The organism is Shewanella mangrovisoli, from assembly GCF_019457635.1.
GTDB classification, from domain to species: Bacteria; Pseudomonadota; Gammaproteobacteria; order Enterobacterales; family Shewanellaceae; genus Shewanella; species Shewanella mangrovisoli.
Genome location: NZ_CP080412.1, coordinates 3,991,178 through 4,016,020 on the forward strand (window position 1 = coordinate 3,991,178; position 24,843 = coordinate 4,016,020).

21 protein-coding genes and 1 riboswitch are annotated in these 24,843 nt (G+C 49.2%); of the genes, 10 read left to right on the forward strand and 11 right to left on the reverse strand.

The features are described from left to right. Nucleotides 1-11 precede the first annotated feature (11 nt). Complete coding sequence (locus tag K0H60_RS17395; RefSeq protein WP_220056509.1) at nucleotides 12-758, forward strand: CPBP family intramembrane glutamic endopeptidase; 747 nt, start codon at nucleotides 12-14, stop codon at nucleotides 756-758. Nucleotides 759-852: 94 nt separating this feature from the next. Here the strand turns inward: K0H60_RS17395 and metE are convergent, their stop codons facing one another. Continuing rightward, the gene (gene metE / locus K0H60_RS17400) at nucleotides 853-3,123 is read right to left on the reverse strand and encodes a 5-methyltetrahydropteroyltriglutamate--homocysteine S-methyltransferase (protein WP_220056510.1); all 2,271 of its coding nucleotides are present in this window, start codon (nucleotides 3,121-3,123) and stop codon (nucleotides 853-855) included. A 200-nt stretch (nucleotides 3,124-3,323) separates the two neighbouring features. Between metE and K0H60_RS17405 the strand changes: the two genes are divergently transcribed. Further along, a complete protein-coding gene (locus K0H60_RS17405; RefSeq protein ID WP_088210175.1) occupies nucleotides 3,324-4,229 on the forward strand; it encodes a LysR family transcriptional regulator in 906 nt (301 codons plus the stop codon). 61 nt (nucleotides 4,230-4,290) lie between these two features. Here the strand turns inward: K0H60_RS17405 and K0H60_RS17410 are convergent, their stop codons facing one another. From K0H60_RS17410 to K0H60_RS17430, 5 genes are all read right to left on the reverse strand, one after another. Then, on the reverse strand, nucleotides 4,291-5,019 hold the full coding sequence (locus tag K0H60_RS17410) for an HDOD domain-containing protein (protein ID WP_011718263.1): 729 nt from the start codon (nucleotides 5,017-5,019) through the stop codon (nucleotides 4,291-4,293). A 281-nt stretch (nucleotides 5,020-5,300) separates the two neighbouring features. Then, nucleotides 5,301-7,262 (reverse strand): TonB-dependent receptor, encoded by a 1,962-nt coding sequence (locus K0H60_RS17415; RefSeq protein ID WP_220056511.1) that lies wholly within the window; start codon nucleotides 7,260-7,262, stop codon nucleotides 5,301-5,303. A gap of 109 nt (nucleotides 7,263-7,371) precedes the next feature. Further along, a riboswitch (cobalamin riboswitch) is annotated at nucleotides 7,372-7,601 on the reverse strand. A gap of 127 nt (nucleotides 7,602-7,728) precedes the next feature. Beyond that, nucleotides 7,729-8,397: a hypothetical protein gene (locus K0H60_RS17420; RefSeq protein ID WP_220056512.1), complete on the reverse strand. Its 669-nt coding sequence runs from the start codon at nucleotides 8,395-8,397 to the stop codon at nucleotides 7,729-7,731. Nucleotides 8,398-8,643: 246 nt separating this feature from the next. Continuing rightward, nucleotides 8,644-10,080 carry an RCC1 domain-containing protein gene (locus tag K0H60_RS17425; RefSeq protein WP_220056513.1) on the reverse strand — a complete coding sequence of 479 codons (1,437 nt, stop codon included), beginning with the start codon at nucleotides 10,078-10,080 and terminating at the stop codon, nucleotides 8,644-8,646. A gap of 3 nt (nucleotides 10,081-10,083) precedes the next feature. Beyond that, a complete protein-coding gene (locus K0H60_RS17430; protein WP_258405762.1) occupies nucleotides 10,084-11,448 on the reverse strand; it encodes a hypothetical protein in 1,365 nt (454 codons plus the stop codon). Nucleotides 11,449-11,655: 207 nt separating this feature from the next. Between K0H60_RS17430 and rihA the strand changes: the two genes are divergently transcribed. From rihA to azu, 3 genes are all read left to right on the forward strand, one after another. After that, the gene (gene rihA, locus K0H60_RS17435; RefSeq protein ID WP_220056515.1) at nucleotides 11,656-12,612 is read left to right on the forward strand and encodes a pyrimidine-specific ribonucleoside hydrolase RihA; all 957 of its coding nucleotides are present in this window, start codon (nucleotides 11,656-11,658) and stop codon (nucleotides 12,610-12,612) included. A gap of 19 nt (nucleotides 12,613-12,631) precedes the next feature. Next, nucleotides 12,632-13,543, forward strand: coding sequence for a ribokinase (rbsK, locus tag K0H60_RS17440; RefSeq protein ID WP_220056516.1), 912 nt, complete (start codon nucleotides 12,632-12,634; stop codon nucleotides 13,541-13,543). Nucleotides 13,544-13,714: 171 nt separating this feature from the next. Further along, complete coding sequence (gene azu / locus K0H60_RS17445) at nucleotides 13,715-14,191, forward strand: azurin (protein ID WP_126511915.1); 477 nt, start codon at nucleotides 13,715-13,717, stop codon at nucleotides 14,189-14,191. Nucleotides 14,192-14,339: 148 nt separating this feature from the next. Here azu and K0H60_RS17450 read toward each other — a convergent pair whose 3' ends face one another. After that, the gene (locus tag K0H60_RS17450) at nucleotides 14,340-14,645 is read right to left on the reverse strand and encodes a DUF3622 domain-containing protein (protein ID WP_011625141.1); all 306 of its coding nucleotides are present in this window, start codon (nucleotides 14,643-14,645) and stop codon (nucleotides 14,340-14,342) included. Between the two features lie 352 nt (nucleotides 14,646-14,997). Between K0H60_RS17450 and K0H60_RS17455 the strand changes: the two genes are divergently transcribed. Beyond that, entirely contained in the window at nucleotides 14,998-16,266 is a 1,269-nt protein-coding gene (locus tag K0H60_RS17455; RefSeq protein WP_220056517.1) for a glycerophosphodiester phosphodiesterase family protein, read from the forward strand. Nucleotides 16,267-16,351: 85 nt separating this feature from the next. On the opposite strand, the gene K0H60_RS17460 is transcribed toward K0H60_RS17455, so the two are convergent. Together K0H60_RS17460 and K0H60_RS17465 are read right to left on the reverse strand one after the other, a co-directional pair. Beyond that, nucleotides 16,352-16,918: a phosphoribosyltransferase gene (locus tag K0H60_RS17460; RefSeq protein ID WP_011624046.1), complete on the reverse strand. Its 567-nt coding sequence runs from the start codon at nucleotides 16,916-16,918 to the stop codon at nucleotides 16,352-16,354. Between the two features lie 333 nt (nucleotides 16,919-17,251). Beyond that, nucleotides 17,252-19,018 carry an alkaline phosphatase D family protein gene (locus K0H60_RS17465; protein ID WP_220056518.1) on the reverse strand — a complete coding sequence of 589 codons (1,767 nt, stop codon included), beginning with the start codon at nucleotides 19,016-19,018 and terminating at the stop codon, nucleotides 17,252-17,254. A gap of 270 nt (nucleotides 19,019-19,288) precedes the next feature. Between K0H60_RS17465 and K0H60_RS17470 the strand changes: the two genes are divergently transcribed. After that, nucleotides 19,289-19,714, forward strand: a complete 426-nt coding sequence (locus tag K0H60_RS17470) for a CBS domain-containing protein (RefSeq protein WP_011624048.1) — start codon at nucleotides 19,289-19,291, stop codon at nucleotides 19,712-19,714. An 83-nt stretch (nucleotides 19,715-19,797) separates the two neighbouring features. Further along, nucleotides 19,798-20,403, forward strand: coding sequence for a DUF4274 domain-containing protein (locus K0H60_RS17475; RefSeq protein ID WP_220056519.1), 606 nt, complete (start codon nucleotides 19,798-19,800; stop codon nucleotides 20,401-20,403). Nucleotides 20,404-20,444: 41 nt separating this feature from the next. Here K0H60_RS17475 and K0H60_RS17480 read toward each other — a convergent pair whose 3' ends face one another. Next, on the reverse strand, nucleotides 20,445-21,815 hold the full coding sequence (locus tag K0H60_RS17480) for an MATE family efflux transporter (protein WP_220056520.1): 1,371 nt from the start codon (nucleotides 21,813-21,815) through the stop codon (nucleotides 20,445-20,447). 303 nt (nucleotides 21,816-22,118) lie between these two features. Between K0H60_RS17480 and K0H60_RS17485 the strand changes: the two genes are divergently transcribed. Further along, nucleotides 22,119-23,033 carry an alpha/beta hydrolase gene (locus tag K0H60_RS17485; RefSeq protein WP_220056521.1) on the forward strand — a complete coding sequence of 305 codons (915 nt, stop codon included), beginning with the start codon at nucleotides 22,119-22,121 and terminating at the stop codon, nucleotides 23,031-23,033. Nucleotides 23,034-23,116: 83 nt separating this feature from the next. On the opposite strand, the gene K0H60_RS17490 is transcribed toward K0H60_RS17485, so the two are convergent. Beyond that, nucleotides 23,117-23,599: a cupin domain-containing protein gene (locus K0H60_RS17490; protein ID WP_220056522.1), complete on the reverse strand. Its 483-nt coding sequence runs from the start codon at nucleotides 23,597-23,599 to the stop codon at nucleotides 23,117-23,119. Between the two features lie 258 nt (nucleotides 23,600-23,857). Here K0H60_RS17490 and K0H60_RS17495 point away from each other — a divergent pair, with 258 nt between their 5' ends. After that, on the forward strand, nucleotides 23,858-24,766 hold the full coding sequence (locus K0H60_RS17495) for a GGDEF domain-containing protein (RefSeq protein ID WP_220058199.1): 909 nt from the start codon (nucleotides 23,858-23,860) through the stop codon (nucleotides 24,764-24,766). The last annotated feature ends 77 nt before the right edge of the window (nucleotides 24,767-24,843 follow it).

Sequence of the window (24,843 nt, forward strand, 5' to 3'; positions counted from 1 at the left end):
AAGGGTAGCAAATGATATTAACCAGCGTGCAGGAACAAAGTATGAAGGCGATGAATGACTTCCCATTTTATAATGGCAAGCCAATCAGCTTAACAGCTGGTCAATGGGCGTTGTTAGTCTTAGGGACAATACTAGGTTTTATCACTTTGGTAATTCCTTATCCTTTCGGCCAATATCCTGGGAGAGATTGGGTAAATGCCTTTCTCTTTCCAGGTATTCCTCTCTGTATGTTTTACTTTATTGTGGGTAAACATTGGCGATTAATTTTTGACAAGCTTGACTTAAAAGCGGTTAGATGGATGTTTTTAATTGCCATCCTCAACATAGTGATCACTGTAGTCATCGGCAAGATAGTCGTCGACACAGTGGGCGCAACAGCCAATCCCGCCTTTGAACTGCTCCGTCATCAGGAAATATGGGAAAAACTACAATTCTTTTTGCGCACCATTCCGCAACTTTTCGGTGAAGAGCTTATCACTGTCTTTCCATTTTTAGCCTTAATGTGGTTGCTCCACACTCATTTTGGCGTTCAACGCAAGACCGCCATTATTATCGCTTGGATAGGTTCAGCAATATTGTTTGGCATGGCGCATTTACCCACGTATCAATGGAATTGGGTTCAATGCCTGATTGTGATCGGTACAGCGAGAATCGTACTGTTACTCGCCTACTTGAAAACAAAAAACATCTTAGTATCTACAGGTGCACACATAATCAACGATTGGGCCTTATTCAGTGTGGCGCTATTACTAAAGTAGCGACTGCATAACTCACAACTCATTGATTAAAAGGGATACCTTAGTATCCCTCTCCACTGTCTATAAGACATCACCCTCTCATTTGTTGATTTAATTAACCAAGGCGGCGACGCAGTTCGCGGGTCGCATCCACCATGTTCTTCAGCGCAGGTTCTACCTCATCCCAAGTGCGGGTCTTAAGGCCGCAATCGGGGTTAACCCACAGCTGGCGTACTGGCACTTTTTGCGCCGCTTTTTCGATAAGGTGCACCATGGCCTCCACACTTGGCGTATTTGGCGAATGGATATCGTAAACGCCTGGGCCAATTTCATTTGGATATTCAAAATCTTCAAAGGCGTTGAGCAGTTCCATGCGTGAACGCGAGGTCTCGATGGTGATCACATCCGCATCCATGGCGGCAATGGCGGCGATCGTGTCGTTAAACTCGCTGTAACACATATGGGTGTGGATTTGGGTTTCATCCACAACACCCGCTGCACTCAGTTTAAAGGCATTCACAGCCCAATCTAAGTAAGCTTGCCACTCGCTTTGCTTTAATGGCAAACCTTCGCGGAAGGCTGGTTCATCAATTTGAATAATGCCAATACCCGCATTTTGTAAATCCACCACTTCATCACGAATAGCCAGCGCCAATTGGGTGGCAATGGTATCGCGGCTGATATCTTCACGGGCAAACGACCAATGTAGAATCGTCACAGGGCCCGTTAGCATGCCTTTGACCGGTTTGTCCGTCAGGCTTTGGGCGAATTCGGCCCACTCTACCGTCATCGCTTTCGGGCGGCTCACATCACCATAAATCAATGGCGGCTTAACGCAGCGAGAACCATAACTCTGCACCCAACCATTTTTGGTAAATCCCACGCCTTCGAGCTGCTCGCCGAAGTATTCCACCATGTCGTTACGCTCGGCCTCACCGTGTACTAGCACATCGATACCGAGTTTAAGTTGGCGGTCGATGGTATCGCGGGTCACTTGCTGCAACTGCTCGGTATATTGGGCATCGCTTAGCTCCCCTTTGCGCCAGCGGCTACGTAAGCCACGGATAGCAGGCGTTTGTGGGAATGAGCCAATTGTGGTCGTGGGCAGTAATGGCAAACGATACTTGCGCTGCTGTACCGCTTGGCGCTCAGTAAATTCGCTCACACGTTCATAGTCGGCTTGGGTCAGCGCAGTCACACGGGCGATGACTTTTGCATCCGCCGCCAGTGCTTTAGCCTCACGACGTGCCAAACAAGTGTTAACTATCTCTTTGGCGGCGACAGACTCAGGAGCCTGTAACAATTGGCGCACATTAGCCAGCTCCAACAGCTTTTGCTTAGCAAACGCAAGCTGTTGACGTAGTGCCGGCGTGAGCGTTGTCTCCACCTCTAAATCCACAGGGCTGTGAAGCAGTGAACAGGAAGAGCCAATCCATAGGCGCGCACCTAAGTCTCTGGCAACACTGCCGATACGCTCGACAATCAGGTCAACCTCTGCCGCCCACACGTTGCGACCATTTACTACGCCTGCAGAGAGAATTTGGTCTGATCTTAAGGCATTGGCAAACAAGGCCAATTGTTCAGGGGCAGTCACTAAATCGAGGTGCAGCCCCGCCACTGGCAGCGCGGAAACCAGCGCCTGATGATGACTAATGCTGCCATAGTAGCTAGTGAGTAAAATCTTCACTTGAGCCGTTTTAAGCGCTTGATAAGCTTCGCTAATCGCCGCTTGCCAATCGGCGGTTAATTCAAGCGCCAGAATAGGTTCTTCAAGCTGTACCCAAGTCACGCCCTGCGCGGCAAAACGCGCAAGAATGTCGGCATAGGCCTTTAACAGATTGGGCAATAGGCTGAGTTTATCGAAATCCTGACCCACGGTTTTGGCCAGATACAAGTAACTCACAGGACCTAACAACACGGGCTTGGCTTGATAACCCAGCGCCTGTGCCTCGGCCACTTCATCAAAAAACTGCTCATAGGCGATAGAGAACACTTGGTCTTGCTTAAGCTCTGGCACTAAGTAGTGATAGTTAGTGTTGAAATACTTCGTCATTTCAGAGGCTGGCGCATCGGTGCCAGTTGGCGCACGGCCACGGGCAACGCGGAATAAGGTATCAAGATCGATAGCGCCCTCGCCGCGGTGGCGATCTGGAATAGCGTTAAGGGTCGCACTCAGGGTTAACACTTGATCGTAAAAGGCAAAATCACCCACTGGCACTTGCTCGATCCCTGCGGCCACTTGCCATTGCCAATGGGTACGACGTAACTCCTTGGCCACCTCATGCAGTTCAGCTTGAGTGCTCTCACCACGCCAGTATTTTTCGAGGGCAAATTTCAGTTCACGACGACGCCCGATACGGGGAAAACCAAGACTGTTTAATTGCATACCATATCTTCCTTTATTTGAGATAAGCCATATTCGGCACTAGCACCCAGCTGATGGTGTTTTCTTGGCAATTTTTCGCATTTAAGCCTAGATAAATCACAATGGGCGTCTGGACGTCTAGAAGTTTATTGTGATAGTCTCTATGCCAGCAACCGAATTGATTTCAAGCACAACATGAGCGAAATTCACTTGGAGTGATCATGATCGAACTAAGACATCTGCGAACCTTAATGGCACTGAAGGAAAGTGGCAGCTTGGCGGGCGCAGCCAAAAAACGTTTTGTCACTCAATCGGCTCTCTCCCATCAAATTAAGGAGTTAGAGCAACGAATTAACTCGCCCATTTTTGTGCGTAAAAGCAAACCGCTCTCTTTTACTCAAGAAGGCGCACGCCTGTTGCACCTCGCCGAAGAAATCCTGCCTAAGGTGTTAGAGACGGAAACGGATCTGAAAAATGGCCTAGAGACAGAGACCAATCAACTCAGAGTGGGGATTGAATGCCACAGCTGTTTTCGCTGGTTAATGCCAGTGATGGAACAATTTAGGCAAGATCATCCGCAGGCCGAGTTAGATCTGTCGAGCCGTCATCTGTTCGATTCGCTCAATGCCTTAGAAATGGGCGAACTCGATATAGTGCTGACCTCGGATCCCGTGCCGGGGCACTCGCTCGCCTATCAGCATTTGTTTGATTTTGAAGTGAAGTTAGTGGTTGCCAAGGATCATCCCTTAGCGAAAGAAGCCTATGTTACGCCTAAGCAATTGGCTCGCTTACCCATTATCAGCTACCCAGTACCACTGGCGCGTTTAGATATTTACCGCCACTTTTTAGAACCTGCAGGTGTTGAGGCGGGTGAACAAAAGACCTGCGATTTGACCATGATGTTATTGCAACGCATCGCCTGTAAGGACGGTATCGCCGCCCTGCCCAACTGGTCAATCAATGAGGGACATGGCTTGAGCCTCGCCGCCGTTAAACTCGGCCAAGAAGGCTTAAAACGCCCACTATTCGGTGCCTACCGCCGCCACAGCGCGAACTCGGCCTTAGTGCAAAACTGGCTGCAACTGGTGGCAAGCGAAGGCTTAGCGCGTCAGCAGAAATCCAATTAAGTCGTAAAAACAGTAATAAAAAAAGCCTGCAATCGCAGGCTTTTTTATTAAAGGCACATGCCTAGAGCGGGTTGAGTAACATGCCGCGCATCGAGAGCACACGGCGTAGAATCAACCCGGGAGAATTTTGATTACGGGTCTGGCGCAGATTATGGGCGATCATAAACTCTTGGCGCAGATCCTGATCGAGATCTAAAGCCTCAAAGGCTTCGATGGTTAAGGTCTGCTGCTGATTATCAATCAATGACTTAATCACGCTTAACGGGAAAGATTGCTCAGAGCTGGCATTTAAGTATGCAAAGGCCGTTAAGGCAATGATTTGCCCGAATACGCTAAACAGCGCCAAGGTTTGTACTTCATCGGGATCAACTTCAACATCCGGCATATCGACTAAGCTGTCGACCGCATCGGTAGCAATATTTTCCGTGAGTTTCCAATAACCTTGCACTAATTTCTTATAGGGTTGGGGTAATTCATCGAGGCGCTCTTTCAAATAGAAGGTGAAGGCATAACGATAAATATTGACCTGGCCTAAACGGATCAGGGCGTCTTTTAAGGAACGAGATTTAGGATTTACGACGCCTGAAGCCTGCGCCGAATTACTGCGCATCAACATATGGGCAGCTAATGCGGGATCGCTCGAAATAATATCGATCACATTACGAATGTCGCCTTCGGCAAGGATCGCTTTTTTGAGTGGAATTAAGATCCCACGGCGACCGATCACTTGCTCTTCATTCGCTATGATGGCTCTCACTTGAGTAAAAACCTGTTGCTCAAGATCTGTCATAAGACACTTTACACCTGTTAATTTGCTATAAGATGATTCGAATACCGCTCACATCATACCCAAACTACAAAGAATTTCAGCCCTAAGTCGTAGAATAATTGTGACTATGCTTTAGATGCAGTGATCTACAGCACAAGCAACGACTTAGGCTATCTGAATATAGGGCGAACTTATAAAGAATACACCGAGAAAATGGATTTTTCTCTGCGTATAGCCAAACAACAGAAATAATAAGGCCAGACTAAGTCTGGCCTTATATAAATGAACGATTACTCTCAAGCTTAGAAGCGGTAACCCACAGTCAAGCGAATATCACGTCCGCGACCAGCGTAATAGCTATCACCCCAAATGCCACCGTAATAACCCGAGCTAACATACTCTTTATCAAACAGGTTATCGATACGCAGGCTCGCTAACCAAGCGTCACGGGTATAGTTCAGGGCCAGATTACCTAAAACATAGCTAGATAATTTATCGCCTTCGTTAGCGTTATCGCCTTCGATAAAACGATCACCCGTGTAAATCGCCTCGGCAAACACTTGGAAATGCTCGGCAAAATCCATGCTGACATAACCGCGTCCCGTATGCTCAGCCACCCAAGACAATTGCTTGCCATCATTCACCCCATCGGTAAATTCGGCATCGATATAGTTATATTCCAAGCCTAGGGTTAGGGCTTGAGTGACCTGCCAATCCCAATCGGCACTCGCGCCATAGCGGCGTGAAGCATCGGCATTGACGTTGGCGCCTTGGAAGCTGCCACCAACAGGTTTTTCAGCGCTTGGGTCGAAGACGATTTCATCTTCTAAATCGAGGCGATATAGGCTGACATGCAGGCTTTGGCTAGCGACTGTCCAATCCCAACCCGCCTCGTAGGAGCGGCCCGTCTGCGGCTTTAAACCATACACATCTTTCGGGGTGTAAGCTTGCTCATCGACCTTAGCGAAGCGGAAGTTTTCATCACCACGCAGATAGAATCTGTGCTCGGCGCTCGGGCGGTAATTTAAACCGAACTCGAATGCGGTCGCATCTTCATCTAGATCGATACCGTTTGGATACACATTGCCATCGACCAAATCGTCGGTCACCCGCGCATAACGTCCGCCCACCACATAGCTTAAGGTGTGGCTTAATGGCACTGTGGCTTGCAGGTAAGCACTTTGCATTTCCTGCACGTTGCTGCGCGCCATAGAGTCAAACTCGGCCTTACCGCGGCTAATATCCAAACCTGTGACTAGGTTTAGCTCACCTTGACGAGTGCTGTAGGTTGCGAGCGCTTTAGGACTAAACATCAGCAGCGAGCGAGTATTATGGCTGCCCGCTCCCCAGTTTAATGAGCTCACTAAGGTATCGCTGTAATCCAGATCCGCCGCCAAGGCCCAGTTTGGGTTAAGCTGATGCTGATAACCGCTGCGCGCCGCAGTGGTCATCTCATGAACATATTCGCTGCTATTAGAAGACTGACGTGGATTTTCTTTGAACTGTTCTACCGTCAACGAACCTGGATTCTCACGGTCATCATCGTAATAGCTGGTTTCAACGAAGAAAGAATCTGTGGCAGTTTTATATTGAATACGGCCAAGGATAGAGCCAGTTTCATTGGCATTATGCTTACGATAGTTATCGCCTTGGTTGTAGCTACCAGTCAGGAAATAGTGCCAATCTTTATTGATGGCGCCCGACACATCGCCGCGACCTTCGTAGGTATTAAAGCTGCCGCCGGATAATTGCACGCTGCCGCCCGTATTCTCAGGCGACTTGGTCACAATGTTAATCACCCCGCCTACCGCTTGGTCGCCATAGAGCACGCCGGCACTGCCAGATAGAATTTCAACACGCTCAATTAAATTGAGTGGAATCGCATTCAGGCTCGGGGCGGCGATATCGATATTATTTAAGCGACGACCATCGAGCAAAATCAGCGTGTTATTAACCGCAGAGCTCGCGCTAAAGCCGCGCATCGCAAAGCTAGTACCAATGTTATTGTCGGACAGCTGAATACCGCTTTGACCACGTAAGACTTCGGTCAAGCTGGTTGCGCCACTCTGCTCAATCGCAGCGGCATCAATCACATTCACATTGGCGGCAATATTTAAGGGGGTCTTGTCTGAACGGCCAATGACGACAATATGCTCATCGACTTTGGCGACGCTGGCATCATCGGCCGCCACGGCGGGGGCGATAACAGAAAAGCTGCAAAGGCTGCCGATCAGCAGCGCGATTTTAGTTGGATGTGTTCCCATTTTACCTTTAACTCCTGCAAGGAAAACGGGGCATTGGCGCCACGATACCGTTGATTCAGTAACAAATACTGACAGTCACTATCGCATTTTGAGATCTGCCCACCGAAATCTCAAAAACACCTTTAGGGCCGGTCTCCGGACTTAGGCTATGCCTATCTCAACGAGAGATAAACGCGAAACTGACCTTTGCACACTCGATTCTCTGGCTCATCTTGAGCTATCTAACGAATGCGGTCGTCTCTCACCTTTTACCGTTGCGGGGGCAGTGCCAGAATTTCACTGGCTTCCCGATTATCTCGCGACGAATGCATCGCAAGCACCACAGAAGGTTGACTAAAAATGAGGTTCATAGGGCGAAAAAACCAGTTAACGCCCAACAAGGCTCGTGGCATATCAAGCCTGAGCGCGCGCATTATAGACGTCTATACGGATGAAAGTCCATGATCATCCGTCTATCGACTGACAACTACTTTAAGGAAAAGGGCGCCAAGGCTGAGATAAAGTCGGCACTGTTGGCCGCTTGTAGAGGAGGTTTATCGGCAGAAAACACCTCACCACGCATCGATTTATGCAGCAAATACAAATCTTTGTCGCCACTCACTACTGTGTAATAACCAATTTCGCCCTGGGGATGAGAGGTAAAGGCAGTCGGATTAAATTGAGTCGCGCCATGGACATTCGGCATAGTAGTACAACCAAGAATGGCTTGAAATCCGTCGTGACCGTCCACTTGGGTATCCCCCAGCTTTTGATAAACCACTTCACCGTCACAGGAGGCTTGGTAAGTCTCGGCCATCGCATCTAAAAACTGCTCGGGGCTGACGCTTTCGGCCATATCCTTAAAGCCTTGCACACAAAACAGCGCACTCCATTGATTGAGCGCCTCCTGCTCCGGCACAAATTCCGCCATAAACATGCCAGCACGTTCTTCATGGTAGGCTTTGCGCCACCCCTCTGGCAGGTTAAACCCTAATTGCTGGCTAAAAACGGGGAGCACATGGGAATGGGAAGCACTGCTCTCATGGCGAGGCATATCCAATTTCGCCTCAACGGATTCGGAGCCGATTAGGCTGCATAGCATCAATACGCTCACACCCTGCCATAACCTCATCTGCATATGGGGTATACATTTCATTATTATCATCCTTGTATCGCATTGTTATGGGTTAATACGACATATGAAATTGCATAGAAAACATCCAGCATTCTAGCGAAGATGTAAATAAGATAACAGTTAAAAAGCGAAACAAAATGATACTTATACAGTCATAACAACTGTAAAACAGTAAATAGCAGCTGAAGATAGGGGCTATGAGGGATTAAAAAAGCTGGTGAATGGATCTTCACCAGCTGAGGTATGCCCTACATGCCCAACAATGAATTATTCAAATGACCAATTGATTTTCCGCTGCGGCCTTGCCTGACTCAAAATCGCCTGACGTTGCTCCGGGGTCTCACATTGGGCAGCGAGGGTAAATTCCAGCGGCTTAACCACCAAGGAATCTGCAGGTTGTACCGGCGATTTATCAAACATTCCGAGATTCATCGACCAAGAGACCCATTCTCCCTTTTCACTGATCCCCACAAAACCATCATTTGCCTGCGCTAACCAAGTGAGGCGCGGAATGCGTTCAATCAGTTGCTCGACATTTTTAAGGTTTGCCCGATAACCGACGGGTACCACTTTGCCGTCGGGGCGGGTAAAGGCAAAGGAGGACTTACCTAGGGTAATTTTGCTGCCCTGCTGCCAATACTTGTCGAGGATCTCCTGAGCCTGATGAAAGCCAAACAGATAGGCGTAATCCGTATCGTCGGCGAGAATTTGCGGCGTGGCGTTGTCACGCAGTAGCAAGAATCCCGTGCCGACGCTGATAATCTCTTTCACGCCTGTGATATCGGTTTTCTTGATCCAATCGACGCCACAGTTAATGCCATCGCCCCAGAAATGCGCGTCACCCGTTGGACTTAACACCGCAAACGCGCAACTGTTTGCCGTGAGACTCGCCACATCCTTAAGCGCGCTGCGGATAGGATAAGCATCACTGCGCCAGCCCCAACTCACCACTGAGCCATCTTTTTTTAAGGCGGCATAGGTATTTTGAAAATATTCGATATGTTTAATATCCGTCAGCTGCGACTGCAACTTCTTCATATTGGTCGAACTTTCAACCTCCCCCCAAACTACGGCGCTGGCGTCTTTTTTCAGGGCAATAAAACTGCGCCCTTTAGCAAAGATATCGACCACATCGACTAACTCATCCTGCACCTGCAAACTATTGCCGCCGTAAGGCCCGTAGCCCCAAGTATGCACCTTACCATTGGCGTCGAGGGCGGCTACGGCCTCTCGGTTAGCGAATAACTTAGTGATATTGGTCATGCGCGCTTGCAATGCCTTGTCCAGACTCAACTTGCCCGCATTGCCCCAATAGACCACAGTGCCATCTTTACGCAGCGCGGCAAACCCGTCTTTAACCGGGACAATTTGCTTCACTTGCTTAAGTTGTTCAGTCACTTCACGGCTATCACCACCAGCAAAACTATCGCCCCAAGTGATCACCTCACCCGACTGAGTTAATGCGGCGAAGGCCGTGCTGTTGGTCACCACAGTCTCAACTGCGGGTAAATCGCAGGGAATATGGCGATAATTCGGATTTGCCTCTTCCTTAAACTGGATAAGCTTGCCGTTATCAAATTGCAGCAAGGATTCCTTTTCATTTTCGACTACGGCGACGGGCTTAGGTTGGCTACAGGCGGTTAATTGTAACGCCACTAAGGCGGCCACCAATGCCAAGGGGCGTGATATAGGATAAGACTGCATTACTTATTTCCCTGTATTTGCTGAAATTTTGGTTGCTGATACTTTGGTTACTGAAAACGCGGGTTGCTGATTGGGTTGTGCTAATTTGCCTGATATCGACTCGAGTAGCGGCTTGAGTTCGTATTCAAAACCCAGAGTCGTATTTAAACGGGTTAAGAGCACTTGAATTTGTTTATCCAGTGTCTGCGCACAGTCTTGGCTGAGCGCGTCAAATGGCATTGCCTGTTTTAAGGCTGTTAAGATCAACCGTTGAACTGGGCCGATAGCCTGCCCCACTTGGCGGTTCAGTGCGGTATTGTCGAGCACTAATGTTACTAAGTAGAGTAAATAATCGAGGTGCACAGTAAAATCGACGTGGCATTGCTTTTCATCCGCCAAGCCGAATTTGAGCGCTTTGGCCTCACACAGCGCCTTCAATACCGCTAACTTTTCTGCGGTTAATTCCAATGCAAAGGGCAACTGCTTAGTGCGCGTCATCAGCACAAAGCTGGCTAAGGTTTTAGCCGACAGCGCCTGTTTATTATTACGGGCGAGCATCGCCAGCGCTAAGTCGTGAAATCCTAATGAACTCAAGCGATAAAAGCTTATCATCGCAATAGATTCATCTACCGACTCCAGCTTTTTTTTGCTCGGTGAAGTTTGCATTTGCTCGAATAAATCGACCAAACGCGGATAGAGCTCAGGGCAATGACCTATATGCTCAGCCGCTTCCCAGACTAGGATATTCGCAGCAGGATGCTGGCGATAGGTTTCAAGCAAACAAATGATCCCGGTGTAATCCTGTTGCTGCCCTAACCGCTTGAGTGTTGGCACATAACGGGACTCGGCCCAGCGGATCCTTAATAGCGTCAAACAGAAATAACCGACCAGCAAACTGCCTAATATACCTGCGATGCCAAAGCCGAAGTCCAATTTGGCGCGATCGCGGGTTAATTCGAGATCGGCGCTCGCCCGTGTTGGCGCCTCGGGAAGATAATGCACAACACTTTGCCCGTAGTTGGGCACTAATGCGCCAGGGGTGTCGCCCTGCGGCGGCCGTAATTGATAGGTCGCTTGGCAATTCACGCCATCGAGCTCCCATTGACGAACGAGCTTGCCTTCGGCGGTGCGATACTCAACCAAGCAAATCAATCTTTGGTTATAAACGCCTGTCGAACTGCGCTCACTGCGATAGGCGGTCTCAATCACTCTACCTATGGCCACATCGCCACGCTCCAGCAACTGATTGACCAGAAACCACTTTTGCGCCCCTTCCCAGAGGAACAGCGCGGCAACACTCATCAAAAGGAGAGGGACACAGGTCAACAGTATTGTTAACCAACCCCAAAAACGCGTGGGTGCACTCGAGGTTAATTGACTGCGATTCATCAACACGCCAGAACTTCCTTATCATTCCATGATCGGTAAGGCATTAGAGAACTTGATTCTGCCTAAAGCGGGGCGCTATTGTAGCAGCTTATTGATAGAAATCAGAAAAAGCTCACAGTTTGCCCGAAAGACTCGGCCACATCCTAGCCTGCAAACTTGAGCATGCTATTCTACGTTTCCATTCCCGCTGTTTAAAGGAGTAACAGTATGAGTCGCCCGATTATTTTGGATTGCGATCCCGGCCATGACGATGCTATCGCGCTCATTTTAGCCCTCGCCCATCCAGAGCTAAACCCACTGGCCGTGACCACCAGCGCCGGCAACCAAACCCCAGATAAAACCCTCAATAACGCCCTGCGGATCTTAACTCTGCTCAATCGCAGCGATATTCCGGTCGCGGGCGGCGCGGTTAAACCCTTAAGCCGTGAATTGATGATTGCCGACAACGTTCACGGTGAAACTGGGCTCGATGGCCCGGCATTGCCTGCACCGAGTTTTCAACCTCAAGCCGTGAATGCGGTCGAGCTGATGGCCGAGAAAATCCGCCAAAGCGATAAGTCAGTAACATTAGTGCCTACTGGGCCGCTCACCAATATCGCGCTGCTACTCGCCAGCCACGGCGAGTTACACGCCAAGATTGAGCGCATAGTGTTAATGGGTGGTGCCGCAGGGGTTGGTAACTGGACGCCCGCCGCCGAGTTTAATATTTTTGTCGACCCAGAGGCGGCCGATATCGTCTTTAAATCCGGTATTCCCATCACCATGTGCGGCCTCGATGTCACCCATCAGGCACAGATCATGGATGAAGATATCGAACGTATTCGTGCTATTCCTAATCCCGTGGCTAAGTGTGTCGCCGAGTTGCTGGATTTCTTTATGATTTACCATAGAGATCCTAAATGGGGCTTTGTCGGTGCACCGCTGCACGACCCTTGCACTATCGCTTGGTTACTCAACCCCGCACTGTTTGATGCCCAAGACTGCTGGGTCGGCATTGAAACCCAAAGCGAGTTAACACTGGGGATGACGGTAGTCGACCGCTATCAACTGACAGGCAAACTCGCCAATGCGACAGTGCTTTTCGGCATTGATAGACAGGGCTTTGTTGACTTGTTAGTTGACAGCTTAGCGGCCTACACACCAACCTATCTCAATCGCAGATAAACTTAAGAGTGAACCTTCCATGAGCCAGATCCTCGTTATCGGCAGTGCGAATGCCGATCATGTGATGAACTTTGAGTATTTGCCCGTTCCCGGCCAAACCTTAATGAGCCGAGCCTATCGCTTGGAACACGGTGGCAAAGGAGCGAATCAGGCGGTAGCCTGTGCCCGTTTATGCCAAGGGGATGCGGAAGTGGCATTTATCTGCCATCTCGGCCAAGACAGTGTCGGCAATGACATGCGTACAAGCTGGCTCAAGGATGGCATTAAGGCCGAAGGTATTACCCAAGTCGCCAATATGAGTACGGGCACGGCGCTGATTTTTGTCGGCGATAATGGGGAGAACTCCATCGGGATCGCCGCGGGTGCCAATGCCCATCTCACCCCGAGCGAATTAGAGCAGCATTATGCCCTGTTTGCCAATGCCCAATTTATGCTGATCCAGCTCGAAACGCCCATGGATACGGTGAGCCATGCGTTACAAACTGCCAAACGCCTAGGCATTACCACAGTGCTGAATCCCGCGCCTGCCGTGAGTTCACAACTAGATTACCTTAAGTGGGTCGACATTATTACCCCGAATGAAACCGAGGCCGAAGCGTTAACGGGTATTGAGGTCAATAGTGAAGAAGATGCCAACTTAGCCGCCCAACTGCTGCATCAACAAGGGGTGACGACTGTGGTAATTACCTTAGGCAGTAAAGGTGCGTTTATCAGTAGCGCAGGCTTTACCGGGTTAATTCCGGCACTTGAAGTACAAGCCATAGATACGGTTGCCGCTGGTGATACCTTCAATGGCGCCCTAGTCGTGGGCTTAAGTGAGGGCATGTCGATTGCCGCTGCCGTCGGCTTTGCCAATGCCGCATCCGCGATCACAGTGACCCGCGACGGCGCTCAGCGTGCCATTCCCTACCGCCACGAACTGCCGCGTTAATTCCCCATGAGTGCGGCAAATTGTCGCACTCAGCCTATTTCACCCTAAAGTTGTATATACATAATTTACATATCGAATTCATTCCCATTTAATGAATTAAGCCTATGCTGGCAAGCGAATACTCGAGTCACATCGGCTCGATCCACCTTGTTCAGAATAAGGAAGTACCAGATGAAAGCGAAAAGCACCACTTTCCGTAATATGACTAGCGCTAGCTTACTTGGCCTAGGATTATTAGTCGCCAGCCAAGCGAGTGCTAACGAATGTGAACTCAAAATTGCTGCGACTGACGCTATGCAATTTGACACTAAAGAGCTGTCTGTTCCCGCTACTTGTAAAGAAGTGACCCTGACGCTAACGCACACTGGCACACTGCCAAAAGCGGCGATGGGCCACAACTGGGTGTTAACAAAAGCCGCTGATATGTCTGCCGTTGCGACCGATGGTATGAGCGCTGGCGCCGATGCAGCTTACGTTAAAGCCGGTGATACCCGTGTTATCGCTCACACTGCGTTAGTGGGTGGCGGTGAATCAACTTCTGTAAAATTTAGCACTGCGGGCATGAGCGCGACTGAAGCTTACCAGTTCTTCTGCAGCTTCCCAGGTCACTGGGCGATTATGCAAGGTAGCTTTAAGATCCAAGGCTAATTCCATTGCCTAATGCTCGCTTAAGGGAATATCTTAAGTGAGACAACAAAAAAGCGGACCTCGGGTCCGCTTTTTTGTTGAATGCTGATTGGCTCACAAGCCAGTTTGCCTTCGAGGATTTTGTTTCGAGATGTCTTCTTCGAGCGAGTTATTCTTCGCCGAACTCGTCTTCATCATCAAAATCATCGGCATCGGTTGCCGCTTCAGCCGCTAAAGCCGCCGCTAATTTGGCCTTAGCCTGTTTCTCTGAGCGACGCTTGTTGCGCTCAGCCAGCGTGCCTAAAAACACTTGCAGCTCGGCTTGACCCCAAGCTTGTGCCTCGGCCTCGGTCGCAAAACCGTCATGGCTTTTCGACACTACCGTCTTAGTCGACGTCATACGACGGGTGATTTCTGTCTTCCAACCATTTTCAGCTTGAGTGACGCGAAAATCGTATTTTTTACCCTTGCTCATTCTGCTCTATTTCCTAAATGATGCTTGCCACGTTTGTCTTATCAAGCGATACAAACGCCATCATAAAACAAAAGGAGCGCAGTTTACTTGATTTCGGCAAAGAAAGATCGCTTACGAGAAAATTTTCATGCTCAACTGGCTCAGTGAGTCGAGGCATCCCAATATAACCCCGCCTGCCAGATGATTTTTCGCCCTAATCTTAGTCCTAAGCTCAGTATCAAGCTAGCGCAAAAGCGGCTGGCGGACGGTATCTTTTCTTGTTTTGGTCATAAAAATAAGTAAATTTAGTCATATAGCAATTTTAGAGTGTGAGGGCCCCTATTAATAAGTCATTCATAATTTAGGATAGATGATGAATACCTCCTCAGTAACACTCTGCATGCTATTGGCAAGCACGGCCCTGCTAGCAGGCTGTAACAGCGATAACAAAGATAGCGAGACTACACCGCCACCAGCGAAAATGGTGCCAGCCCAAGTCGGTGAGCGACCACTGTTTTTAGTGCGCCAAATGCAGGACAGCAGCTTAAAGACCCGATTAGCCCAGTGCGAAACCGATCATTTCTACCGTAGTGATTTTTCCATTGGTCACCGCGGCGCGGCGATGCAATTCCCTGAACACACAAAAGAATCCTACCAAGCGGCCATCGACTCTGGCGCGGGTATCGTCGAGTGTGATGTGACTTTTACCGCGGATAAAGCCTTAGTCTGTCGCCACTCCCAGTGCGATCTCGCCAGCACAACCAATATTTTGGCCATTCCCGAACTTGCCAACAAATGCTCAGTCCCCTTTACCCCCGCCGATGCGGCCAATGGCGTCGCCGCCACAGCAACTTGCTGCACCAGCGATATCACCCTCGCCGAATTTAAAATGTTAAAGGGTAAGATGGAGGGTGAGAATCCCAAGGCGACCAATGTCGAGGAATTTATCAATGCCACGCCTAAGTGGCGCACCGATCTCTATGCGGGCAACGGTACCCTGATGACCCACGCAGAGAGTATTGAGATGTTTAAAAAGGCTGGCGTCAAAATGACCCCAGAGCTAAAAGCCGCCAGCGTGGCTATGCCCTTCGATGGTTTTACTCAGCAGGAGTACGCCCAGAAGATGCTCGATGAATATACCGCAGCGGGTGTCGATGCCTCTCAAGTCTTCCCCCAATCCTTTAATTTAGAAGATGTAAAATACTGGATTGCTAACGCCCCCGAGTTTGGCAAACAAGCGGTATATCTTGATGATAGATATGATATTCACACTGGGTTCGACCCACAGGACTCCTCCAGCTGGTCGCCTTCAATGGCGGAACTTAAAGCCCAGGGCGTAGAGATTATCGCGCCACCACTCTGGGTGCTAGTGACCTTAGATGCGGATAAAAAAATCATTCCATCGGAATATGCCAAAGCCGCGAAAGCAGCGGGACTTAAGATCATCACTTGGAGCTTAGAGCGCTCAGGATTATTGAAAGATGGCGGCGGTTGGTATTATCAAAGCATCACAGATGCCATTGATAATGAAGGCGATACCTATGAGCTGCTCGATGTGCTCGCCAAAGATGTCGGCGTGATTGGCGTGTTTTCGGACTGGCCGGCGACTGTCACTTACTATGCCAACTGCATGGATTTATAGGCCAAAACAATAGGCTCTATTTCAAAACCGAGAAACAAAAAAGCGTTAGCAAAAACTGCTAACGCTTTTTATTAACAGATTCTTTTTACTTAAAAAGATGCTGAATATTTTTTAAATCGCCCTTACCTTCGGCAATTTCTTCCGGCGTTAAACCCGTCACTTCGTGTGGAAACACTAACCAGTCTTCAGAGGCATGGATATAGTAATCAGGCTTTAAAGGCACCGCGGTATTCTTTGGCTTGTAATAAGGGCAAGCGATACGAATATCCTGCGGCATGTTTAAACGCATCAGTTGGCTTAACTTTTCCTTCAGCGCGTGGATGCTGCGGCCAGAGTCAAACACATCGTCCACAATCAGTAAGCTATCACTAGCATTCGCATTTTCAACAATGTAATGCAGGCCATGTACTTTGATTTCTTTGCTTTGCTTGTCGGTACCAATACCGTAGTAAGACGAGGTACGCACGGCGATATGGTCGGTTTCAACCTTCTTAAAGTCGAAAAACTCTTGTACCGCGATCCCGATTGGAGCACCGCCACGCCAAATACCCACGATAAACTGCGGACGGAATCCACTCTCATAAACCTGTGAAGCTAATAAAAATGAATCTTCGAGCAGTTGTTGTGCGGTAACGAAATATTTTTCAGACATGACACCGATCCCCATCTTAATTATTGATTTTAGGTGTTAAAGCGCGAGCTTTTACCCTGTAAGGTCTGTTCGGCGTCCAAAACACGAGAACAGCATTCTCTTCATAAGAGTCCTAGCAAGTGTAGGCAGCCGCCGAATTTTGGGAGCGAATTTTATACCAAAAAAAACCGCCGTGCTGCAGTTATAGTCATAAGTTGCAGGTGAACGGCCGTTTATTTTGCATTTTTAGGACGGAACTAACAAAAAGCGGACAAAAAAGGCCACCCAAAGGTGGCCAACAAGGAACGAGCACAGGCTCAAAGCAAAGTGTGACGCTTAAGTTTGACGCTTAAGTTAGCTCACAGGGTTGATAATAGGTTCACCGACCTTAGTCATGGCGCTGTAGCTGCGGCTACTCGACTCTTCAAACTCCTTCGACAGAATCGTACTGACATAATGCCAGTCGCTACGCACCGCTTCCTTGGTGAAGGTTAAGGTCATAAAGCCGCGGTCTTTAAGGTTGGTGTATTTAAGATCTGGCACCAAGTCGACGATCGCCGCCTCGGTCGCGGGGATCTGTTCCGCAGGGAGATTTAAGTAATATTCCAAACCAGGTGATGACACTGAGCTTGTGGCAAACTCGACCCCAACGGTATCGCCGTTGACATCTTTAAGCTCATTCGCCCAGGCATTATGGGTGTCACCGGCAATCACGACTAGGTTGTGATTTTTCGATTTAGCCGTGCCTAAAATCACTTCCCTTTCATAGGCATAACCATCCCATGCATCTAAGTTATAGGGAATTGATGGCAGTTGCAGCAGGGCAATCACTTCTGGCGTTAACAGGGCTTGATTGGCCTGCAAGTACTGTAATTCCGCCGCCGTTAGGGTTGGATCATTTGCCGCAGCGCGAGCGGCTAACTTCGCCAACGCACCAAGCATGGCATATTGTGGAATGCTCATTTGCTGGGTAGCAATCGCCGCAGGTAGAGACATCTTACCCATAAGGATCTGTTGTCCTAACACCTGCCAAGTGCCCGTGGCTTGCAATAAGGTGCCCTGTAACCAAAGTAACTGGGTCAGCCCTAACATAGTGCGCGAAGTCGATGTCACATCGGCGCGGAAACGCTCGCCATCGAAGGCGCCCGTACTGGCATCCATATAATCGGCATAATCGAGCTGCTTATCGCGGGCTAACACTCGCGTATCCAGCATATGTAAGTCGACTAAGTTGCCGTAACTGAAGCTGCGATAAATCTCCTCATGGTTACCCTCGCGCCATGGACGGATTGGCAGCCACTCGAAGTAAGCCTGCAGTGCGGCTTCTTTGCGAACCGCAAAATCCCCTTCGCCTTCGTTGTGGTTCTCGGCGCCATCACGCCAAGTATCGTTTGCTACTTCGTGGTCGTCCCATACCGTAATAAATGGCACTTTCGCGTGCAATTTTTGCAGGCTGGCATCGGTATGATATTGGCCGTAACGGGTACGGTAGTCGCTGAGGGTCAGCAGTTCGTTGGCGGGTAACACTTCACGGCCAAGCTCTGCCGCATGTTCGCTGGCATAGCCGCCGCGAGCATATTCGTAGATATAGTCACCTAGATGCACCACGGCATCGAGGTCATCCTGCGCCGCAGCTAATTCATACACGTTAAAATAGCCAGCTGGAAAGTTAGCGCATGACATGACGGCAAGTTTAACCGAACTCACATCACCCTCGGGTAGAGTGCGGGTCTTGCCCACCTCAGAGGTTTTTCCGCCCGTCATAAAGCGGTAGAAATAGGTTTGTCCCGCACGTAAACCGCGGGCATCGATTTTAACCGTGTAATCACGGTTAGCGTTGGTGACCATCTCCCCTGTGGTCACTAATTGTGAGAATGCTGCATCACTGGCCACTTGCCAGCTGACTTTAACATCCCCAGCAGAATCAGGCGTCACACGGGTCCATAGGATCACCGCGTCTTGCGCAGGGTCACCACTGGCTACCCCATGTAAAAACTGCGCAGGAACAGATTTATCATCATCACTGTCACTACACCCCATTAGGCCGTAGGAGATCACTGCTGCACCAATGCCTTTGGCCGACATGGCTAAAAAATCACGACGAGTCACGGTTCGTTTCATTATTATTATTCCCTTATAAGATGAGGTTTCACTGGTATGAGGTCTAATGAGGCCCCGATTGTGAGACATCACTGTTACACATTTGTGACATCTTTGTCAGCCTTTTATGATTTCTTTTAATTCATAAGCTTATACTGGATGACGTACTTTATTTGTACAGCACTGGCACAAGCCATGAGTAAGCTGCTAACATCGGATCAGTGGCAAATCGCTCAGATTTTGGCTCGTCGAACGTCAAACCTGAGCCTTGTTAAAAAAGGAATTTATAGGATGAAAGTCAGCGATATTATGAGCACTGAGGTCATCTGCATTAGCGATGGTGCTAGCCTGAAAGATGCCCACCATTTAATGCAAACCCGCGGCGTGCGCCATTTACCTGTGATATCTGAAACCGACGGCACCTTAGTCGGCGTACTCACCCATAAGAAGATGATCGCCAGCGTATTGTCTATGTTGAACAAATACGGCCAAGGCGCATTGGATCGCAAGGAACGCTACACACCCATAGCGACTGTGATGGACAAAGACTGCCAGCACTTAACCGCCGATGAGCCCTTAAGCGTGGTAGTGGAATACTTTATCGACAACAAACTCGGCTGCTTACCAGTAGTAGATAACGATAAGAAAGTATTAGGGATTGTCACCTCTTCCGACTTTATTAAGCTCTGCCGCACCCTGCTGCAACAGCAAGCTTAACGCCTAACATCCTCACTCTTTCTCGCTGGCCCTCGGTTATCAGGGCTGGCGAGAGTCATTATTTAAAAACTCCAAGGACGCCCGTGGCCAAGTTATTAACCCAAGAACAATTTATCCGCGCCTATGAATGCGCCGAATTAGGCTGTATCACCAACCATGATCGCCTCACCCAATTGCTCGCCAATCCCGATTATGACGCTTTACATGAATACAGCGCCTACTTTGGCAAAGCGGCGACACAAATCATCTGTATCAGTGACTTACAAAGTATGGAGGAATTGCATTTTGTCGCGGGCAACTTGAATTGGGATGACCATGATCCCGATATGGTGAGGGCGATTATCGAACACCCACTCTGCGATGCGGGTACCGCCTTATTGCTTTACTGGTACGGACAAGGCTTTTATTACTCCACGCCACAGAGGCTCGACACGCCTTTTGGACAGCTATTCAAAACCATCACCGAACGATTTGTTGCGCGCGGCTATGCCAGTTATAGAATCCATTTTGATCCGTTTAAAGAATGTTTTATGCCCTCATTAGAGGACGTCCTCACGAATGGATGCCAAATTCCAGGGGCTATTTTTGCCCCCTACAGCACAATGGAAATCGAAACCGATGCAGGGCATTCAAGGTATCTACAATTTAAAAATGAACAGCTCAAATCGGGTAAATGGGGCCAGCAATAGGCCCCGTTCTGTCTTTAATTAGAGCGCTTAAAGCCAAGCTATTAACGTGATGAAACAGGCGTTGCTGGCGAAATACGGGTAAAACGCTGCCAGCGACCCGAGCGCCAACGGTGCACCATAATCAAGCCTCGCACCCATTCATCGGCGGCAACGGCAAGCCAAGCGGCGAGCACGCCATAACCTAAATGCAGCCCAAAGAACCAAGCCAATAGCACGCCAATTCCCCACATACTAAACAGGCCCACGCGCACCGGAAACGCCACATCCCCCGCGCCTTTTAATGCCGAAATAATCACCAGATTAAAGACTCGGCCAGTTTCGAGCGCGATGGAACCCAATAGCAGGAGTGCGGTAAGTTGAATGACCTCAGGGTTTTCACTCAGCCAGCCCACTATGGTAAAGCGCTGCCAATAAAAGGCTAACACTATGGAGAGGGAAGCAATAAAGCCCACAAGGCAATATTTTTGCACCCGCACAGTAATCTCATCGAACCATTGTTTACCGACGTAGTAACCGGTTTGAATTTGCGATGCCTGCCCAAGCGCCACCGCAAAACAGTAAATAAAGCGGCTGATATTCAAACCATAGGTATAGGCGGTCAACGAGAGTGTGCCCATCTGACTAATAAAATAGATGATGGTCATCTGTGCCACGTTGTAGGACAGCATTTCGCCCGCATTGAGCAAACCTATGCGCATCACACTCCAATAGGTGCTGCGCGGCAATAACTTCAACCTTGGCATCGGCAGCGGGATACCTTTACGGTGGATCACCGCCAGCATAATCAAGGCACCGATAATCTGGCTGGTTACAGTCGAAATCGCCACCCCAGTCACTCCATAAACCGGCAAACCAAAGGGAGAATAGAGGGCAATATAGTTACCCAGCACATTCATCAATCCCGTACTGGAGGTGACTAACATGGCCGAGCGGGTAAAACCGTAGCTACGTAAGATGGCGGCAAAGGCGATGTTCATCACCAGCCCAATACTTAAACTGCCGCAGATCAGCAGATAGTCATAACCATAGCCTGCGACCTCAGGCTCTAGGGCAAACAAACCGATAATGCCGTGGGCACCGAAAAACATCGATGCGCCCATAATCACGGCTAAGCCTAAACTTAAGGCCACACTGGCGACACCAATATCGGTTGCTTGCTGCGTCTGCCCCGCACCATTATTTTGGCTGATCAGAATGCTGGCGCCCGTGCTGACCATCATGGACATCACCATCATAAAAAACATCAATTGGGTGGTGAGCCCCACTGCGGCGACGGCATTATCGGAATAATGGCTCAGCATAAAAATATCGCTGATCCCGAGTAAGGACTGCAGCAAGGTTTCGATAAAAATCGGCCAAGTAAGGGCGACAATGCCCATGCGTTGTTGCAGGGTTTTAGCTGATTTGGCCACGTTCTATCCTTACCGCTGGAAGACAAGTGAAATAGCAATAACACGCCAAGGTTGGCGAACGGTAATTTTCTTACATTTTTAGATTGTGCTCAATCTTTCATTACAACCAAACCGACCGCTGCAACCGTATTCATTCGCGACGCTTCCATCAACAAGTTTTATAAACAAGTGCTAATCAACTGAAATAGATGGAATTAATACCATATCACCAATACACACTACCCTTTTCAACATTGAGCCGATACACTTTGCCGACCACAAGGGGCGATAAGCGCTCACCGAATATATTCAGGGAAACTGCACATGAACCAACTCTATTTAGAAGACGGAATTAAACAATTGGTGAGCGAGTTTATCGCCGCAGGTTGCCCTTCGGTGCGCGAGCAAAGCCTTGAGGAACGACGTCAAGGTTACATCGCCAGCACGGTATTGGCTGGCGAGCCTGAAGCGGTGTTTGAGGTCAAAACCTTATCCCTTGAGGGCATCGAATTAACCTTATTTAAGCCCTCGGCGGACAACAACTTACCCGTGGTCATTTACTATCACGGCGGCTGTTTTGTCAGTGGCGGCATCGCTACCCATAACCAACAACTGCGTAAAATCGCCAATGATTCTGGCGCATTAGTGGTGGCGGTCAGCTATCGCCTCGCCCCCGAGCATGTGTACCCAGCCGCCCATGACGATGCCTTCAATGCCGCCAATCTCGTGCAGCAACATTGCCAGCAATGGGGCGGCGATAACACCAATATCACCCTAATGGGCGACAGCGCCGGTGGTCATTTAGCCCTAGTCACTTGCCTGCGGTTAAAATCAAAAGGGCAATGGTTACCTAAAAAACAAGTGCTAATCTATCCTATGTTGGATGCGACCGCCAAGAGTCAGAGCTATATCGACAATGGCGACAAGTACATCATCACCCGCGACACCCTGCTCACGGGCTTTGACATGTACCTCGATTGGCACCCCAGAACCGATGTCGAAGCCAGCCCACTTCGCAGCCAAGAGTTAGAAGGTTTACCCGAAACCCATATCATTACCGCCGAGTTCGATCCCTTGCTAGATGAGGGTGAACAGCTATTCCGTAACCTGTTAGATGCGGGCGTAAATGCCCATTGCCGCCGCTATTTAGGGGTGATCCACGGCTTCTTCCAACTCGCTGGCGTCAGTCAATCGGCGCGGGATGCCATGGTGCAGGTAACCCATATTATTCGCGATTAACCTGCTTAAGCCGCATGCCTTAATGCTTGGCATGCGGCTATCGAATCTATTCAACGAACAACTCATTGCATGATAATGCGACGCTATTTCGCCTCTGGCCGACTCAGTTTGTGGATCACGTCTTGATGCTTTGGATACATGGCCAGCAAAGCTTCTTGGCTAAACAATTCAAAGTCATCGAAGGTAAAACCCGGTGACACCATACAGCCCACCAGCGAAAACCCCGGTTGATTCATGGCCGAGCCAAAAATACAGCCCTTAGGCACTAAAAACTGTGGCCTTTCGCCAGCGGCTAAATCCAGCCCCAACTGCGCCGTGGTCAGCTCGCCCTCGGGGGAAATCATATAAATTGTCAGCGATTGACCCGCATGGAAATACCACATCTCATCGGCCGTGAGTCGATGAAAATGCGACACTTCGCCGGTTCGCAGTAAGAAATAAATGCTGCTCCACAGCTGACGACTCGGATCAAAAGCCGATTCTGAGCGATAGGAAGAACGGTAATATCCGCCTTCAACATGCTGCTCAAGTTCTAAATACTGAATAAAATCATCTGCCGTGTGCATAGTATTCCCTTAATTCAATTCATCTGCGCGGAGTTTACACTCTAAGTCTAATTTCATGAATCCTATCAGCCCCAAAACTCTTACCTGCACAGTTCAATCCCGTCAGTAGAAAATAAACATCTAAGACATAGGATTAAGATTTGTTTTCGCCCTAAAAAAAGCTAAATTCTAACCATAGACTGGGTTGCAAATTCCAACATTCGTCGCCATTGTCAAGGCGAGTATTGAGTCATATCACCTTACATGGGAGCTTGTTTGATGGTCAGTGTTGAGCAAATGGCTTTAGTGCTGGACGCGCTACCCGATCCGGCGTTTATCCTGTCCCAAAGCGGCCGCTATGTTGCCGTATTTGGTGGTAAAGATGCGCGTTATTACCACGACGGCAGTGGATTAGTCGGCCTTTACCTGAGCGATGTACTCAACCACGAAAAAACCACTTACTACCTCAAGATTATTCAGCAAGCCTTAGACAGCCGTAAATTACTGATTGAGGAATATGAGCTCAGTAATAAGGATGTCAAAGGCTTATCCGATCAAGGTCCTTCAGAACCCATCTGGTTTGAGGGGCGCATTCAGGCGTTAGATTTTCTGGTGGATAACGAACCCGTCGTCCTCTGGGTCGCCAGTAATATTTCCAAGCGCCATAAGCTAGAAATACAACTGCGGCAATTAAGTGATACCGACCAACTGACTGGACTCTATAACCGCCGCCGCTTAGACCGTGACTTACACTTTCTCTTCGACACTTTTAGCCGCCACCATATTCCGGCCTCGATCTTAGTGCTCGATCTGGATCACCTGAAGCTTATTAACGATCAACTGGGTCACCAAGCGGGCGATCGCGTCATCATGGCGGTCGCCGAAGCCTGCCAACAACAATTTCGCAAGACCGACAGCGCCTACCGTTTTGGTGGCGATGAATTTGTGATTGCCCTGCCCGGGGTTAACCATGACCAAGCCATAGTGTTTGCCGAATACCTCTGTGACTGCTGCTTCAAGGCATTGCAGCAACTCTCGGTAAAGGGATTATTTGCCACCGTCAGCATAGGTGTCGCCAGCATAGAAGCGGGCGATAAATCCTATGAAGACACTCTAAAACGCGCCGATGCCGCGCTCTATCAAGCCAAGCGGGATGGCAAAAACCGCGTTATCGCCAATAGTGCTTGATGCCGCATCGACCCAGTAAAGCACCAATAAAAAAGCGAACCTAGGTTCGCTTTTTTCTGTACTTCACACGCTATGAG

Coding starts and splice junctions, on each gene's coding strand:
- K0H60_RS17395 (WP_220056509.1), top strand. CDS start 12: ATGATATTAACCAGCGTGCAGGAACAAAGTATGAAGGCGATGAATGAC.
- metE (WP_220056510.1), bottom strand. CDS start 3,123: ATGCAATTAAACAGTCTTGGTTTTCCCCGTATCGGGCGTCGTCGTGAA.
- K0H60_RS17405 (WP_088210175.1), top strand. CDS start 3,324: ATGATCGAACTAAGACATCTGCGAACCTTAATGGCACTGAAGGAAAGT.
- K0H60_RS17410 (WP_011718263.1), bottom strand. CDS start 5,019: ATGACAGATCTTGAGCAACAGGTTTTTACTCAAGTGAGAGCCATCATA.
- K0H60_RS17415 (WP_220056511.1), bottom strand. CDS start 7,262: ATGGGAACACATCCAACTAAAATCGCGCTGCTGATCGGCAGCCTTTGC.
- K0H60_RS17420 (WP_220056512.1), bottom strand. CDS start 8,397: ATGAAATGTATACCCCATATGCAGATGAGGTTATGGCAGGGTGTGAGC.
- K0H60_RS17425 (WP_220056513.1), bottom strand. CDS start 10,080: ATGCAGTCTTATCCTATATCACGCCCCTTGGCATTGGTGGCCGCCTTA.
- K0H60_RS17430 (WP_258405762.1), bottom strand. CDS start 11,448: ATGAATCGCAGTCAATTAACCTCGAGTGCACCCACGCGTTTTTGGGGT.
- rihA (WP_220056515.1), top strand. CDS start 11,656: ATGAGTCGCCCGATTATTTTGGATTGCGATCCCGGCCATGACGATGCT.
- rbsK (WP_220056516.1), top strand. CDS start 12,632: ATGAGCCAGATCCTCGTTATCGGCAGTGCGAATGCCGATCATGTGATG.
- azu (WP_126511915.1), top strand. CDS start 13,715: ATGAAAGCGAAAAGCACCACTTTCCGTAATATGACTAGCGCTAGCTTA.
- K0H60_RS17450 (WP_011625141.1), bottom strand. CDS start 14,645: ATGAGCAAGGGTAAAAAATACGATTTTCGCGTCACTCAAGCTGAAAAT.
- K0H60_RS17455 (WP_220056517.1), top strand. CDS start 14,998: ATGAATACCTCCTCAGTAACACTCTGCATGCTATTGGCAAGCACGGCC.
- K0H60_RS17460 (WP_011624046.1), bottom strand. CDS start 16,918: ATGTCTGAAAAATATTTCGTTACCGCACAACAACTGCTCGAAGATTCA.
- K0H60_RS17465 (WP_220056518.1), bottom strand. CDS start 19,018: ATGAAACGAACCGTGACTCGTCGTGATTTTTTAGCCATGTCGGCCAAA.
- K0H60_RS17470 (WP_011624048.1), top strand. CDS start 19,289: ATGAAAGTCAGCGATATTATGAGCACTGAGGTCATCTGCATTAGCGAT.
- K0H60_RS17485 (WP_220056521.1), top strand. CDS start 22,119: ATGAACCAACTCTATTTAGAAGACGGAATTAAACAATTGGTGAGCGAG.
- K0H60_RS17490 (WP_220056522.1), bottom strand. CDS start 23,599: ATGCACACGGCAGATGATTTTATTCAGTATTTAGAACTTGAGCAGCAT.
- K0H60_RS17495 (WP_220058199.1), top strand. CDS start 23,858: ATGGTCAGTGTTGAGCAAATGGCTTTAGTGCTGGACGCGCTACCCGAT.